Annotated in this window: 12 protein-coding genes; 9 read left to right on the top strand and 3 right to left on the bottom strand. The window is 61.4% G+C overall.

Features of this window, described 5'->3' with window-relative positions:
• Positions 1–16 precede the first annotated feature (16 nt).
• From ACNAOH_RS02210 to ACNAOH_RS02190, 5 genes are all read left to right on the top strand, one after another.
• Complete coding sequence (locus ACNAOH_RS02210; RefSeq protein ID WP_443971148.1) at positions 17–1,330, top strand: pyruvate dehydrogenase complex dihydrolipoamide acetyltransferase; 1,314 nt, start codon at positions 17–19, stop codon at positions 1,328–1,330.
• A 12-nt stretch (positions 1,331–1,342) separates the two neighbouring features.
• On the top strand, positions 1,343–1,726 hold the full coding sequence (locus tag ACNAOH_RS02205) for an acyl-CoA thioesterase (protein WP_443971147.1): 384 nt from the start codon (positions 1,343–1,345) through the stop codon (positions 1,724–1,726).
• Between the two features lie 45 nt (positions 1,727–1,771).
• Positions 1,772–3,172 (top strand): dihydrolipoyl dehydrogenase, encoded by a 1,401-nt coding sequence (lpdA, locus tag ACNAOH_RS02200; RefSeq protein WP_443971146.1) that lies wholly within the window; start codon positions 1,772–1,774, stop codon positions 3,170–3,172.
• Entirely contained in the window at positions 3,141–3,806 is a 666-nt protein-coding gene (locus ACNAOH_RS02195; protein WP_443971145.1) for a phosphatase PAP2 family protein, read from the top strand. The genes lpdA and ACNAOH_RS02195 overlap by 32 nt, the downstream gene beginning before the upstream one ends.
• Positions 3,807–4,135: 329 nt before the next feature.
• Positions 4,136–7,468: a TonB-dependent receptor gene (locus ACNAOH_RS02190; protein ID WP_443971144.1), complete on the top strand. Its 3,333-nt coding sequence runs from the start codon at positions 4,136–4,138 to the stop codon at positions 7,466–7,468.
• A gap of 70 nt (positions 7,469–7,538) precedes the next feature.
• Here ACNAOH_RS02190 and mtgA read toward each other — a convergent pair whose 3' ends face one another.
• From mtgA to ACNAOH_RS02175, 3 genes are read right to left on the bottom strand one after another with little or no spacing between them, the layout of a single operon-like run.
• Positions 7,539–8,264: a monofunctional biosynthetic peptidoglycan transglycosylase gene (mtgA, locus tag ACNAOH_RS02185; protein ID WP_443971143.1), complete on the bottom strand. Its 726-nt coding sequence runs from the start codon at positions 8,262–8,264 to the stop codon at positions 7,539–7,541.
• Positions 8,265–8,322: 58 nt separating this feature from the next.
• On the bottom strand, positions 8,323–9,228 hold the full coding sequence (rpoH, locus tag ACNAOH_RS02180) for an RNA polymerase sigma factor RpoH (RefSeq protein WP_443971142.1): 906 nt from the start codon (positions 9,226–9,228) through the stop codon (positions 8,323–8,325).
• Between the two features lie 60 nt (positions 9,229–9,288).
• Positions 9,289–10,248, bottom strand: coding sequence for an RluA family pseudouridine synthase (locus ACNAOH_RS02175; RefSeq protein ID WP_443971141.1), 960 nt, complete (start codon positions 10,246–10,248; stop codon positions 9,289–9,291).
• 16 nt (positions 10,249–10,264) lie between these two features.
• Here ACNAOH_RS02175 and ACNAOH_RS02170 point away from each other — a divergent pair, with 16 nt between their 5' ends.
• The 4 genes from ACNAOH_RS02170 to ACNAOH_RS02155 all read left to right on the top strand — a co-directional run bounded on the left by ACNAOH_RS02170 (position 10,265) and on the right by ACNAOH_RS02155 (position 14,802).
• Positions 10,265–10,681 (top strand): Mov34/MPN/PAD-1 family protein, encoded by a 417-nt coding sequence (locus ACNAOH_RS02170; protein WP_443971140.1) that lies wholly within the window; start codon positions 10,265–10,267, stop codon positions 10,679–10,681.
• Positions 10,682–11,182: 501 nt separating this feature from the next.
• On the top strand, positions 11,183–11,827 hold the full coding sequence (locus ACNAOH_RS02165) for a histidine phosphotransferase family protein (RefSeq protein ID WP_443971139.1): 645 nt from the start codon (positions 11,183–11,185) through the stop codon (positions 11,825–11,827).
• Between the two features lie 96 nt (positions 11,828–11,923).
• The gene (locus tag ACNAOH_RS02160; RefSeq protein ID WP_443971138.1) at positions 11,924–14,362 is read left to right on the top strand and encodes a chemotaxis protein CheA; all 2,439 of its coding nucleotides are present in this window, start codon (positions 11,924–11,926) and stop codon (positions 14,360–14,362) included.
• The gene (locus ACNAOH_RS02155; RefSeq protein ID WP_443971137.1) at positions 14,359–14,802 is read left to right on the top strand and encodes a chemotaxis protein CheW; all 444 of its coding nucleotides are present in this window, start codon (positions 14,359–14,361) and stop codon (positions 14,800–14,802) included. Before ACNAOH_RS02160 ends, ACNAOH_RS02155 begins: the two co-directional genes overlap by 4 nt.
• The last annotated feature ends 10 nt before the right edge of the window (positions 14,803–14,812 follow it).

Here is a 14,812-nt window from a genome sequence, read left to right as displayed (position 1 = left end):
AAGCTCAGTCCCTCCGATGGCGATCAACATCCAGATGCCCGCGCTCTCTCCCACCATGGAAGAGGGCACGCTCTCCAAATGGCTGGTGAAGGAAGGCGACACCGTAACTTCGGGCGATCTCCTTGCCGAGATCGAGACCGACAAGGCCACCATGGAGTTCGAAGCCGTCGATGAGGGCGTGATAGGCAAGATCCTGATCCCGGAAGGCACCGACAATGTGAAGGTCGGCGCGGTGATTGCCGTGCTCGTCGAGGATGGCGAAAGCGTTCCTGCCGATGCCGGCGCCGCCACTCAGGCCGCGCCGAAAGCCGACGCGCCTGCCCAGAAGATGGAAGCTGCCAGCGCGCCCAAGCCCGAGCCGGAAGTCGCCAAGGCAGCGCCCGCTGCTTCACCTGCGTCCGCTTCGGGCGATCGGGTCAAGGCGAGCCCACTCGCGCGCCGCATTGCCGCCGACAAGGGCATCGACCTTGCCGGTATCTCCGGAACCGGGCCCAACGGCCGTGTCGTAAAGGCGGACCTTGATGGCGCTACGCCGGCCAAGGCCGCTGCTGCGACGCAGGCGGCCCCCTCGGCGCCTGCCAGCGCGCCCGCTCCGGCGAGCGCACCAGCCCCCGCGCCTGTTGTGGCTCAGGACTTCGGCATCCCGCACGAAGCCGAGAAGCTCTCCAACATCCGCAAGACGATCGCGCGTCGCCTCACCGAATCGAAGCAGCAGGTGCCGCACATCTACCTCACGGTAGACGTGCAGCTGGACAAGCTGCTGAAGCTACGCGCGGACCTCAACAGCGCGCTGACGGGGCAGGGCGTGAAGCTCTCCGTCAACGATCTGCTCATCAAGGCGCTGGCAAAGGCACTGATCGCGGTGCCCAAGTGCAACGTGCAGTTCGCGGGCGACCAACTGCTCAAGTTCAGTCGCGCGGATATCTCGGTCGCAGTGTCGATCCCGGCGGGGCTGATCACGCCGATCGTGGTCGATGCTGGGTCCAAGTCCGTCTCTGCCATCTCCACGGAGATGAAGGATCTCGGCAGCCGCGCCAAGGAAGGCAAGCTCCAGCCGCACGAATATCAGGGCGGCACCGCCTCCATCTCCAACATGGGGATGATGGGCATCAAGCAATTCGAGGCGGTCATCAATCCGCCGCAGGCGATGATCATGGCGATCGGGGCGGGCGAGAAGCGACCCTATGTGGTCGATGATGCGCTTGCGATCGCGACCGTCATGTCCGCCACCGGCAGCTTCGACCATCGCGCTATCGACGGGGCGGACGGCGCAGAACTGATGAAGGTGTTCAAGGAGCTGGTCGAATCGCCGCTCGCGCTGGTGGCATAAGGCCGGCCGCTAATGAGCGATCTGCTCCCCACCAGCGAACCCGTCATCCGCGTGACGGCCATGCCGAAGGATGCGAATCCTTATGGTGACATCTTCGGCGGATGGCTGATGAGCCTGATGGATTCGGGCGCCGGGCTCGTCGCGGCGCGGCATTCGCGTGGCCGGGCCGTTACGGTCGCTATGGACGGCATGCAGTTTCATCAGCCGGTGTCGGTAGGCGACGAGGTGTCGGTCTATGCCGAACTGGTAAAGGTCGGCCGGACCTCCATGACCATCGAAGTCGAGGCGTGGCGGCGTCACCGCCATGAAGAAGAGCGCGTGAAGGTGACGCAGGCGCGCTTCACTTTCGTCGCGATAGACCAATATCGCAAGCCCAGGACCATATCGCAGGTCTGAAACGCCGCAGGCATGGGCCATCTGAATTGAACGGAGACATGTTAAGTGGCTGAAACTTACGACCTCATCGTGCTTGGCTCCGGCCCCGGCGGCTATGTCGCGGCCATTCGCGGCGCCCAGCTGGGCCTCAAGACGGCGATCGTGGAGCGCGAGCTGCTGGGCGGCATCTGCCTCAACTGGGGCTGCATCCCTACCAAGGCATTGCTCCGTTCGGCCGAGATCTTTCACTTCATGAACCACGCCAAGGATTATGGCCTCGTCGCCGAGAAGATCAGCGCGGACCTAGAGGCAGTGGTGAAGCGTTCGCGCGGCGTGGCCAAGCAACTGAACGCGGGCGTCACCCACCTCATGAAGAAGAACAAGATTGCTGTGCACATGGGCAGCGGGAAGCTCACCGGTAAGGGCAAGCTGACCGTCACCGACAAGGACGGCAAGACGACTGAGCTGACCGCGAAGAACATCATTGTCGCCACCGGAGCGCGCGCGCGTGATCTGCCGAACCTGCCCGCCGACGGCAAGCGCGTGTGGACCTATCGCCATGCGATGACTCCGCCGGAGATGCCGGGCAAGCTGCTCGTCATCGGATCAGGCGCGATCGGCATCGAGTTTGCGAGCTTCTATAACGATATGGGCGCGGATGTGACTGTGGTCGAGATGATGGACCGCATCGTGCCAGTGGAAGACAAGGATATCTCCGCGCATCTTGAGAAACAGCTCGTCAAGCAGGGCATGACGATCATGACTGGCGCGAAGATCGACAAGATCGCCGCCGATGGAAATGGCGTGAAGGCGACGATTACAGGTAAGGATGGCAAGGCGGTGAACGGCGAGTACAGCCATGTCATCGTGGCCATTGGTATCGTGCCCAACACCGAGGATATCGGCCTCAAGGAACTGGGCGTCGCGGTGAACGATCGGGGCTTCCTCGAGACCACACCGGACTGCAAGACCAATATCGACGGTCTCTACGCGATCGGTGACATCACTGCGCCGCCATGGCTCGCGCACAAGGCAAGCCATGAGGGAGTGATCGCGGTGGAAGCGATTGCCGGCAATCACCCGCACGCGATGGACCCGCGCAACATCCCCGGCTGCACCTACTGCCATCCGCAGATCGCCAGCGTCGGCCTGACCGAGGCCAAGGCCAAGGAAGAAGGCTATGACGTGAAGGTCGGCATGTTCCCCTTCATCGGCAACGGCAAGGCAATCGCGCTGGGCGAGGCTGACGGCTTCTTGAAGACGGTGTTCGACGCGAAGACCGGAGAGCTGCTAGGTGCGCATATGATCGGTGCAGAAGTCACCGAGATGATCCAAGGCTATACTGTCGGCAAGACCGCCGAACTGGTCGAGCAGGACTTCATGAACACGGTCTATCCGCATCCGACGATCAGCGAAGCGATGCATGAGAGCGTCCTTGCTGCCTACGGGCGCGCTCTCCATATCTGAAGTTTCGCCCCGCGTGGCGAGAGCCTGGGCGCTCGCTGCGGGACTGGCCGCCCTTTTATGGACGATTATCGTCGTGAGCGGGTGGACCGATGGGTTCGACCGCGCCCTAATGATCCGGGCGGAAGCGCTGCGGTCAGCTCAGCCCTGGCTCGTGCGGCCGGCTTGGCTTGTGACTCGCGCTGGGGACGGCGAGGCGCGCGTGGTTTTCGCGCTTCTCGTCGGCTTGGCGTTGTGGCGTGCCGGCAAGGGAGGGAGGGCGCTCTGGCTGTGGCTGAGCGTCGGGTCCGGGCTTCTCCTTGTGCCTCTTCTCAAGATGCTGATCGACCGGCCGCGACCTGATCTCGTCGTGCATCTCGATAAGGTCAGCAACGCCAGCTATCCCAGCGGTCACATGGCTGGAGCGACGATCCTGGGCATGTCGCTGCTCCTCGTCCTGCCCCGCGGGCCGGTTCGGCTGGCGCTCTTGATCTATATGCTGCTGGTCGGCCTCAGCCGGGTTCTGATGGGCGTTCACTGGCCAAGTGACGTGATGGGGGGCTTCCTCGTTGGTGCCTGCTGGGCACTGGCTCTATACGGGCTTCTTGGAACGATTGAGCGCTGGACCACAACCCGGGTGAGTCGCGCTTCGCGATAGCATCCGCGGCTAGCAAACCGTTTGAGCGACGCTCCTTTGATGCGCTGCAACATTTTTGCGTCGACAGTTGCATTATTGCCGCACTGTTTCAGTACGGAAAAAATCCCCAATTCCCTAGCGTAATAAAGGTGTCTAATCGATTAACCCCGCCTGGTCTCAACTTGCGCGCGCACGCAATGCAACGTCGGGCGGTTCACCTGTCATGAAAACGCAATAGGGTGCCAGCAGGGGCCACCGCAACAACAGGCCAGCAGCGTCCGCGATACGATCTGAGCGAACGCAAGCAACAACCGCTGGCACGGTGGCAAACAAAAAAGGGAACTCGGCATATGAACCGTACACGCATTTTTCTGGCGGCGTCCGCTGCCACCATGCTCGTCGCGCCCGCTTACGCGCAGGAGACCACGTCGTCTGTCCGTGGCGCCGTCACCAGCGGTGGAGCGCCCGTTGCAGGCGCGCAGGTGACTGTCACCCATGTGCCCAGCGGCACGATCAGCTCGGCGACGTCAAGCAATGACGGGTCGTTCGTGGTGTCGGGCCTGCGGGTCGGCGGTCCCTTCAGCGTGAAGGTTACTGCTCCGGGTTATGCCGATTTTGAAGCGACGGATATTTTCACTGTCGTCAGCCAAGCGTTCGCGCTTCCGGTCGAGCTGGCGAACGCCGATGGCGAGGCGATTGTCGTCACTGCCTCGCGCATCCAGGGCGCCGGCACGGTTTCCTCAGGCCCGGCGACGGTCCTGACGGCTGCGGACATCGCGAACGTGGCGTCGGTAAACCGCGACATTCGTGACCTCATGCGGCGCGATCCGTTCGCGCGTCTCGACTATGCGGAAGGCTCCGGCCGCGCGGTTTCCTTTGCCGGACAGAATGCGCGTTACAACCGTTTCTCGGTCGATGGCGTTCCTGTCACCGACAATTTCGGTCTGAACCCCGATGGTCTGCCTACGCGCCGCTCGCCGGTGCCGCTCGATGCGATCGCCCAGTTCCAGACCAAGGTCGCGCCGTTCGACGTGCGCGAAGGCAATTTCCAGGGTGGCGCGATCAACGCCATTCTGAAGTCGGGCACCAACGAGTTCCACGGCACCGGCTTTTATGCCTATTCGTCCGATGAACTGACCGGCAAGAAGACCAAGGCTGGACCGGGCGTCCCGACTGGTCGCGTGCCGCTGCCCAACTTCAAATATGAGAATTACGGCGCAGAGCTCTCCGGCCCCATCATCAAGGATCGTCTGTTCTTCATGATCGCGGGCGAGCGCGTGCGTGCGGGAACGCCGATCGCTGAAGGAACGCCGGGCGACAATGCGGGCACGGTCGTCCCGAACATCAGTGACGCGGCCGTGGCGCAGATCCGTCAGGTCGCCCAGTCGCGCTATGGATATGATACCGGCGGCGTTCTCAATAACTCCAATGACCGCGACGACCGTCTGGTCGCGCGCATTGACGCCAACATCTCGGATACGCAGCGTGCATCGCTGACGTACATCTACACCAAGGATTCGATCCAGTTTAACCAGAACACCTTCGTGACCGGCACGACGGGGCTGGGTCTGGAATCAAACGGTTACATTGCCTCAAACAGACTGCACACTGGCGTTTTCCAGTTAAACTCGGACTGGAGCGACGTGTTCTCGACCGAAGTCCGCGCCTTCTACAAGGATTACAAGCGCGGTCAGGACCCGGTCATGGGTCGTGGTTTCGCAAACTTCCAGGTTTGCACCGCGCCGACCTCCGATCGCTCCGCTCCTGGCGCAGCGGGTGATGGCGCCTCGACCAACTGTGCGCCGGGCTTCGGCAACGTCTCGTTCGGTCCGGACATTTCCCGCCAGTCGAACGCGCTGACCAGCAAGTCCTTCGGCGGTTTGGTGCAGGGCCGCATCAGCCTCAACGATCATGATGTTCGCATCTTCGCGGACATTCAGCACGCCAAGATCTTCAATCTCTTCCTGCAGCGGACGTCGGGCGACTATTATTTCGACTCACTCGCCGACTTCGCGGCCGGCAACGCCCAGCGCATGCGCTACCAAAACGCGGTGCCGTCCTTGAATCCGGACGACGCTGCCGCCCAGTTCGAATACACGTCCTACAGCTTCGGCGTGCAGGACAACTGGCGCGTCAACGACATGCTGAGCGTCTCCTACGGCGCCCGTTTCGACATGTACGGTGGCAACAGCCGGCCCGCCGGGAACCAGGCGTTCTTTAATCGCTACGGCTTCTACAACACGGCCTATATCAACGGGCGTGGCGTGCTTCAGCCGCGCTTCGGCGTCGATTTCAAGCCGACCCGGACATTGGCTTTCCGCGGTGGGCTCGGGATCTTCTCAGGCGGTTCGCCGGACGTTTATGTGTCGAATAGCTTCTCGACCACCGGCGTCCTGTCCAATTCCATCGATATTCGTCAGAATAACGACGGTAGCTATAGGGGCGCTCCGACGGCCAGCGCCGTGCAGATCCTTTCGAACGTCAACGGGGCACAGATCCCCGGCGCGGCGAACACGGTGCTGAGCAGCGCGGCTTCGTCGGCGACCGCGCCGACCAATGCGCTCGATCCCAACTTCAGGTTGCCCTCGCAGTGGCGCGGCACCCTGTCGGCAGACTGGACCCCTGAGTTCGGCGGCGGCGCCTTTGGTCGCGGCTGGCGCTTCGGCGCGGACTTCCTGTTCTCGGACGTTCGCAACCAGGTGTTCTTCACGGACCTCCGCCTGCGTCCGACTGCGCTCCGCACCCCGGACGGTCGCGTGCGCTACGAATCGCTTACGACCTTTGACGATACGAACTCGGATCTTTACCTCACCAACACTAAGAAGGGTCGGGCCTATATTGCGGTTGCCCGGATCGACAAGTCGTTCGACTTCGGTCTCGATATCGGTGCGAGCTATACTTATCAGGACGTGAAGGATCAGGCTCCGGCGACTTCATCGACGGCCTCATCCAACTATGGCAATGGCGGGTTCTTGGATGCCAATGGCGCGGCCTACGGCGTCTCGAACGATCAGGTGAAGCACAATATCAAGTATAACCTGACGTTCCAGCGTGCGTTCTTCGGTGACAACAAGACTACGATCGCTCTGTTCGGTGAAACCCGCATCGGGCGCCCGTATAGCTGGACGATGCAGGACATCTCCAATGCACGCAGCGGCATGTTCGGGACCATCGGCGCAAATTCGCGCTACCTGCTCTATGTGCCGACCTCCGGCACAGACGCGCTGGTCTCCTATGACAGCACCGCGACGCAGACCTATATGGAGAACCTGATCAACAATACGGGTCTCAAGAACTATCGTGGCAAGATTGCACCGCGTAACGGCTTCAATATGAAGTGGTTCACCAAGGTCGATCTCCACCTCGATCAGGAGATCCCCACCGGTCTTGGCGGGTCGAAGCTGATGCTGTTTGCTGATGTCGAGAACTTCACCAACCTGCTCAACAAGAAGTGGGGCCAGATCCGCGAGTACGCTTTCCCCTACACGATTGCAGCGGTGCGGGCCCAGTGCCTGACCAGGCCGGTGGCGACCGGAACGGCACCGGGTACGGCCGCGACGGCCAACACAGGCCAGGCTTGCGCACAGTATCGCTACTCCGCACCGACGTCGGCGCCGGTGGACACGATCTACACGCGCCAGTCGCTCTACACGATCCGTGTGGGTGCGCGCTTCACCTTCTGAAGCTGACGCTCAAAATCTCAGGAAGGGCGCGGGTCGAAAGATCCGCGCCCTTTCGTTTGCGCGGGCAGGATCAGTACAGGCAGGCGTCGAGACCGTCCCGGCGGACGATGCCCACGCGACGGGCAATGGCATTGCCGTGGCGGCGGGTGAAGCCGGTGGGGGCGATCGCCGCTCGCTTCTTTGGTAGCGGAAGAACGGCCGCAAGCCGCCCCGCTTCCATCGGGGTCAGCCGGTCTGCACTGTGATTGAAATAGCGGATCGCGCCTGCTTCGACGCCATAGGTGCCGATCCCGGTCTCGGCGACGTTCAGATAGACTTCCATGATCCGCCGCTTGCCCCAGATCGCTTCTATCAGGATGGTGTACCACGCTTCGAGCGCCTTGCGGGCGTAGCCGCCGCCTTGCCAGAGGAAGACATTCTTTGCGGTTTGCTGGCTGATCGTGGAGCCGCCGCGAATGCGCCCACCGCGTGCATTGCGTTCCATCGCGTTTTCGATGGCTTCTGCATCAAAGCCATGATGCAGGCAGAATTTCGAGTCTTCCCCGGCGATGGCGGCGCGCGCCATGTTTCGATCAATGCGGGAGAGCGGCGTCCAGTCTTTTGTAATGCCGTTTTGATCGAACAGCATTGTGAAGGTGATCGGAACAGGCACGAACCGATATATGAAAACCTGCACCAGCGAGATTGCCACGAAACCGAAGATTGCGCCAAAGACCCAGCGTGCAATGCGCGCGGGCCAGCTGCGGCTGGAAGCGGGGCGATTTCTGGGGCGTCTGCGTGTCGATGAAGGAGCCATGGCGCGAGATTATGGCTCGCGCCCGGCCAACCGCAAGTGTCTCTTGATCGAAGGAGCGTCAGGCGGCCGGAAGCAGCCGCCTGTCACCCGCGATACGCATCATCGCCTTTTGAAGCTTCTCAAAGGCGCGCACTTCAATCTGGCGGACACGCTCGCGCGAGACGCCATAGACCTGGGACAGTTCCTCAAGCGTCTTGGGCTCTTCTGCCAGACGACGCTCTTCCAGGATATGACGCTCCCGCTCAGAGAGGTCGTCCATAGCGGAAAGCAGCATGTCGTGACGGACATCGCGTTCCTGCGCGTCCGCTACGCGTTCGTCCTGTAGCGGACCGTCGTCAGCCAGCCAGTCCTGCCACTGGCCTTCGCCATCTTCGTTCATCGAGACGTTGAGCGACGTGTCTCCGCCCATCGCCATACGGCGGTTCATCGAGATGACCTCGTCCTCAGTCACGCCGAGATCGGTCGCGATCTTCGTTACGTCCTCCGGGCGCAGATCGCCGTCCTCGAACGCCTCGATCTGATTTTTCATCCGCCGCAGGTTGAAAAACAGCTTCTTCTGCGCGGCGGTGGTGCCGATCTTCACAAGGCTCCAGCTGCGCAGGATGAACTCCTGAATGGATGCCCTGATCCACCACATCGCGTATGTCGCAAGGCGAAAGCCGCGATCCGGTTCGAACTTCTTCACGCCCTGCATCAGGCCGATATTGCCTTCGCTGATGAGCTCGGCGACGGGCAGGCCATAGCCGCGATAGCCCATGGCGATCTTTGCCACGAGTCGCAGATGGCTGGTCACGAGCTGCGCCGCCGCTTCGGGATCCTGATGCTCCTGATAACGCTTGGCGAGCATATATTCCTGCTCTGGCTTCAGGATCGGAAACTTCCGAATTTCCGAAAGATAGCGGTTGAGGCTCGCGTCGCTGCCAAGTGCAGGGATTGTCGCCGGGACGTTGCTACCGTTGCTCACTGGATCGTTTCCTTCCTGAAGCCGCCGGACCATGAGGGGGGTTGGCCGAAAGCCTCTAATTTATACGTTAAGGTGACTGAACAGTTCCTGCATGTCACCCGGTATCTCACTTTGAAAATTCAATTCAGAGCCATCGACTGGGTGAATGAAGCCGAGCCGTGCCGCATGAAGGGCCTGACGCCGGAAGCCCAGCCGGGCCAGCAAGCCCGCGTGAGCGCCTGACCGGCCGCGCGCATAGGCTGGGTCTCCCAGCAGAGGATGGCCGATATGCGCCATGTGCACGCGCACCTGATGCGTTCGTCCCGTTTCCAGCCGGCATTCGATCAAAGCCGCCCGATCCAGCACCTGAACGGTGCGAAAATTGGTGACGGCGTGTTTGCCTCGTCCTTCGGGCTGCACGGACATCTTTTTCCGGTCGCCGTCCGACCGGCCGATCCAGGTGTGAATTCGCCCGGCGGGGGTCGCAGGCGTGCCGGCGACTATTGCGAGATAGCGCCGGTCTATGCTGTGGTCCTTGAACTGGCGAGCAAGCCCTTCATGTGCCTTGTCGCTCTTGGCAACCACCAACAGTCCTGAAGTGTCCTTGTCTATGCGATGCACGATGCCGGGCCGGGCGACGCCGCCAATACCGGAAAGCTGTCCCGAACAATGGTGGAGCAGAGCGTTGACCAGCGTTCCGTCCGGATTGCCAGCAGCGGGGTGGACGACCATTCCCGCCGGCTTGTCGATCACGATGAGATGCGCGTCTTCATGGACGATCACGAGATCAATGGCCTGGGGTCTGGCCTCGGCCGGGACGGGGAGGGGAATCGCGACCGAGAATTCGGTATTCGCGCTCACTTTCAGCGACGGGTCGCCTACGTCTTGTCCGGCTTTGTCCCGCACCTGACCGGAAAGGATCAGCGCCTTCACGCGCTCGCGCGAAAGATCGGGAACGAGCTCCGCCAGCGCACGATCCAGCCGCACGCCGTGAAGCGACTGCGGAATGCGCGCCAAAATGCTGGAATCCCCCGGAACCATCGCTCAATATGTGGGAATGAGACTGACGATATCAAGGGACTTGCTCGCGCGGATTTGGGATGAAGCTGACCGCGTCCATCCCGCGGAATGCTGCGGTATTTTGCTTGGCGATCGGCAGGCAGGAACGGTTGAGGCCATTGTGCCCGCCCGCAACGTGGCGCGGAACCCCGAGCGGCATTTCGAGATCGATCCCACGGCGCTGTTCGCCGCGCATCGGGAGGCTCGCAATGGTGGAGCGAGCCTTCTTGGCCATTATCATTCCCACCCGACTGGCTCCGCCGAGCCGTCCGAAACTGATGCGCGGATGGCGGAGGGGGCGGGCGAGATATGGGTCATTCTTGGGTGGGGCGGTCAGGTCGCCGCGTGGCAAGCATTGCGCGCTAATGAGGCAGAGGCCGCTTTTCGATCGGTCGAGCTCATTGTAAGCGAATAAGTCCGGTCAGTAGAGCCGATGCGGAGGACAAAGTCCGGAAGCTTGAAGAAAAAATGTTTACCGGGGTTTTAACTGCGAATAATCGGAACAAGCGTGCTGATCGCGTATTTCAAGTCTTGAGAGAGGGCTTGAAATGGAAAGATCGGTATATACGCTTAAAGAGAAGCTAACCTCTGATCAGGTCGATTACATTAAATCCGGGCTCCTAAAAATATCCGCCAGGATGACGACCGAGCAGATTGGCGAACTGGCCGATGCGCTGCATGATATCCGACGCGTGCGTTGTCAGCATAAGGTTTTTCGCTCGATTAATCGGTGGGCGTAACAAGGTCGTTGGTGAAGTAGATCTGCAAGAGTAGAACAGAATTAAGTCTCTTCGTGAGACCTTTATTCGGATCTGGAAGAGGCGTGGGTCTTCTTAGGCAGGCGATCTTGCATCGCCGGGTGCAAGCGGGCAAGAGGACGCTCCCAAGCCGCCGCGAGAAGCCAAGGAGCCCACCGATGGCCACGATTGCCCCCCCCGCCGATATCGATTTTGCAAGCCTTCTTTGCTCGCGCTTGTGCCATGATCTTCTTAGCCCCGTGGGCGCCCTCAACAACGGCATAGAGCTGCTGGCGGATGAGACCGATCCGGCGATGCGCGAGCAGTGCATGGGCTTGCTGGCAGACAGCGCCCGCACGACAGCGGGAAAGCTCAAATTCTTTCGTCTGGCCTTTGGTGCGGCAGGGGGTTTTGGCGAGGAGGTGCCCCTGCATGAGATCAGGACGGCGCTGGAAGGCATATTTCCGCCGGGCGGGAAGCTCACCCTCGAATGGCTGACCAGCATGGAAAGCCTGCCCAAGCCCGCCGCCAAGATCCTGCTGAACCTCGCGTTCCTGACTGGTGAAGCCTTGCCGCGCGGCGGCACCATCCTGCTCGGAAGCGAAAGGCGTGGAAATGGATGCGAGATTGTCGTGCGAGGTGAAGGGCCGAAGCTGATTTTCGATCCATCTGTCCGTACGGTGATATCCGGCGGGAACGATCTGACGGCGAAGTCCGCCGGCGCCTATCTGGTTCGGCACATCGTCGAGGCATCGGGCGGCGCGATGCAGATCTCAGGGGCGGAAGAACCTTTTCTGCTGTTCGGCGCGCAAATCGCAGGCTGAATGTAAGACCGACGTCCATCCTTAACTCCGCCTTTACGCGATCCGGCGAAAAGGCATCGGTGCGCCTGTGGGCGTTGCGCCGGAACGAGTGGACATATGGACGATTTGCTTTCGGAATTCATTGCCGAGACGCTGGAGACGCTGGACGCGTTGTCGGGCGAAGTCGTGGCATGGGAAAGCGACCCAACGGATAGTGACCTGCTCAACGCCTTTTTTCGCTTCTTCCATACAGTGAAGGGGAGCTGCGGCTTCCTCAATCTGCCTCGGTTCGAGCGGCTGAGCCACGCTGCCGAAGAGGTTCTGGCCGCAATCCGCAATGGCGAGCGCGTGGCCGATCCCGCAACAACCACTGTCGTACTTGCCATCATGGATCGGATCGGACTGCTTGCCCGGACGATGGGCGAGGGCGGTCCCGAAATCCCGGAGGCGGAGGACGATAGCCTTCTGGACGCGCTTGCGGCAGAGGCGGAAGCAGTCGAGATTTTCGCGCCTTTGGTCCATGCGCCTCTCCCAGCGACCTTGGACGATCTCGTCAGCAGGGACGAGGTGCCGGTGACCTGTGTGCAGGCCGGCGCTCCGCGCGCGCCTTCTCGCGACAAGGGGCCGCGAACGATCCGCCTGCCGCTTTCGCTCATCGATCAGCTCATGAACGGTGTGTCGGACATGGTGCTGTCGCGGAACGAGCTGGCGCGCAAAATGCGCGACTATAGTGTCGATCACGACATCGAAAGCAGTTTCGAAAAGCTGTCCGCTAATGTCGCGGAGATGCGCGACATGATCAGCAAGACGCGTATGCAACGCGTCGATCGGCTTTATGCCGCTATTCCCCGGCTGGTCCGCGATCTGTGCCGCGATCTCGACAAGAAGGTTTCGGTCGAGATGGCTGGCGGCGATGTCGAGATGGATCGCGAAATGATCGAGATGGTCGTCGATCCCCTTACCCACATCGTCCGCAATGCGCTGGACCATGGCATTGAAAGCGGGGCCGAACGGCGGGCGGCAGGTAAGCCCGACAACGGATCCCTGAGCATCGTGGCGCGGCAGTCCGGCAATCAGATCGTCATCGAGGTGTCCGATGACGGCCGGGGCATCGATGGCGCTACGCTGGTTGAAAAGGCTGTGGTCAAAGGGATCTTGCCGGCCTCGACCGCGATGGCGCTCGATGAGCAGGCGAAGCTCCAGCTTATCTTTCACGCTGGTCTCTCCACCGCAAAGACGGTCACGTCCATTTCCGGGCGAGGCGTGGGCATGGACGTCGTCCGCGCCAATGTGGAGCAGATCGGCGGCGTGATCGGCATCGAGAGCCAGCCGGGCGCAGGCACCAAGATCACGATGCGTGTCCCGCTTACACTCACGATCATTCCGGGCCTAATCCTGCGCTGCGGCACGCGCTGTTTCGCCATTCCACGCGGTAATATCGTCGAACTGCTGCATCGTGACAGCGCGATGGTCGCCATCGAAGCTATTGGCGGCGCGCAGATCGCTTCGATCAGAGGCGTTCGCCATCCCTTGATCGATCTTGAAGATGTGCTCGGTATCGAGAAGGTGGAAAACCTCCGCTTTCCACGGACGCTGCTCATTGTGAGGTCGCTCGGCGGAGCACCTTATGCGCTGGGCGTCGATGCGGTCGAAAGCAACGAAGAGCTGGTCATTCGGCCCGCCTCGCCGCTCATCACTGCGGCCGGCATCTATGCAGGCATGACCCTGCCCGATAACGGCCAGCCGATGTTGCTGCTCGACGCTGCCGGGATCGCGGAGGCCGCGCGGCTGCCCGCTGTTACCGAGAAGCGCCACGAAGCGGTGACTTCTGACGAAGGCAACGAAGATCTCGACACTGTCGAGGCACTTCATTTTAGAGACTTCGATGGCGCTGAGCGCCTCATGCCGTTGACCGTGGTCGATCGGGTGGAAGACCTCTCAACGGAGGCTATTCAGTCCGCAGCCGGACGTCATTTCATCACGATCGATAGCGCGCTCGTTCCCGTCCTGAACGCGGAGCGCATGAGCGGAGACGTCATCAAGGCATTGCGGTTGCGGGCCGGGGAGCAGCTCCTAAGTTATCTAGTTGCCGATGTGGTGGACATTCTCTCCGTGCCAGAGCCGCTGGCGCACACGGATAAGCCAGATGGCGACGGCAATAATGTCGTGCTCTGTGGCGAAAGGCCGCTGGAGATGGTGGACCCGTTTACTCTCTTCGCCGGCATGGAGCAGCTGAAGAGTTCTCCCGAGCGGTCTCCACGGCGATGTGTCATTCCGGCAGACGGAGACGGTTGGATGGTCGATATTCTGGCACCTCTGCTTCGTCAGGCGGGGCACGACGTGGTCATGGTCTCGGCGGGAGACAACATAATCGACGCGGACATTGTCGTGGTAGGGGCGACAGAGCCGGAGCCGAGCGGGGCCGCTGGCGTTCCCGTGCTTCGCATCCGGGACTTTGAGCGCGCTGATCCATCTGTTCCGGCCAGTATCTACCGATATGATCGCGCAGGTCTTTTGGACGCAATCGAGCGGCTTTGCGGGGAGCGCGCGGCATGAGCGAAGAACTCTATCTTTACGCTGCAGTCGCAGGCATTCCGGTTGCCATAGCGACCAGCCGAGTGGAAGCGGTCGTGCGGCTAAGCGAGATCGTTCCCGTGCAGTGCGTGCCGCCCTATGTGTGCGGACTGGCGGCGTTGCGCAGTCGCGTCCTCACAGTGATCGACATGGAGACGCGCGTTCATGGCGCTTCAAAGGTGGTTTCCGAAACGTCGCTCGCCATTGTCGTGGATGTCGGTGGCCATGCCTATGGGCTGTTGGTGGCAAGCGTCAGCGACATTGCCGCAGCTTCCGAAGGCGTAAAGCCGCTCCGGGGGCGTCTTGACGAGGCCTGGGTGCCCTATGTGTCTGGCGTCGCGCTCCATCGGGGGCGCACCCATCTCGTTCTCTCCGTCGAGGATTTCATTGCGCCGAGTGGTGACGCGATGCTCGCTGCCTGATCGTTTACCG

It is taken from the genome of Sphingobium sp. CR28 (assembly GCF_052327305.1).
GTDB lineage: Bacteria > Pseudomonadota > Alphaproteobacteria > Sphingomonadales > Sphingomonadaceae > Sphingobium.
The sequence above is the reverse complement of the archived record's forward strand: the minus strand, read 5'-3'. Positions and strand labels throughout refer to the sequence as shown.

Coding starts and splice junctions, on each gene's coding strand:
- ACNAOH_RS02210 (WP_443971148.1), top strand. CDS start 17: ATGGCGATCAACATCCAGATGCCCGCGCTCTCTCCCACCATGGAAGAG.
- ACNAOH_RS02205 (WP_443971147.1), top strand. CDS start 1,343: ATGAGCGATCTGCTCCCCACCAGCGAACCCGTCATCCGCGTGACGGCC.
- ACNAOH_RS02190 (WP_443971144.1), top strand. CDS start 4,136: ATGAACCGTACACGCATTTTTCTGGCGGCGTCCGCTGCCACCATGCTC.
- mtgA (WP_443971143.1), bottom strand. CDS start 8,264: ATGGCTCCTTCATCGACACGCAGACGCCCCAGAAATCGCCCCGCTTCC.
- ACNAOH_RS02175 (WP_443971141.1), bottom strand. CDS start 10,248: ATGGTTCCGGGGGATTCCAGCATTTTGGCGCGCATTCCGCAGTCGCTT.
- ACNAOH_RS02170 (WP_443971140.1), top strand. CDS start 10,265: ATGAGACTGACGATATCAAGGGACTTGCTCGCGCGGATTTGGGATGAA.
- ACNAOH_RS02165 (WP_443971139.1), top strand. CDS start 11,183: ATGGCCACGATTGCCCCCCCCGCCGATATCGATTTTGCAAGCCTTCTT.
- ACNAOH_RS02160 (WP_443971138.1), top strand. CDS start 11,924: ATGGACGATTTGCTTTCGGAATTCATTGCCGAGACGCTGGAGACGCTG.
- ACNAOH_RS02155 (WP_443971137.1), top strand. CDS start 14,359: ATGAGCGAAGAACTCTATCTTTACGCTGCAGTCGCAGGCATTCCGGTT.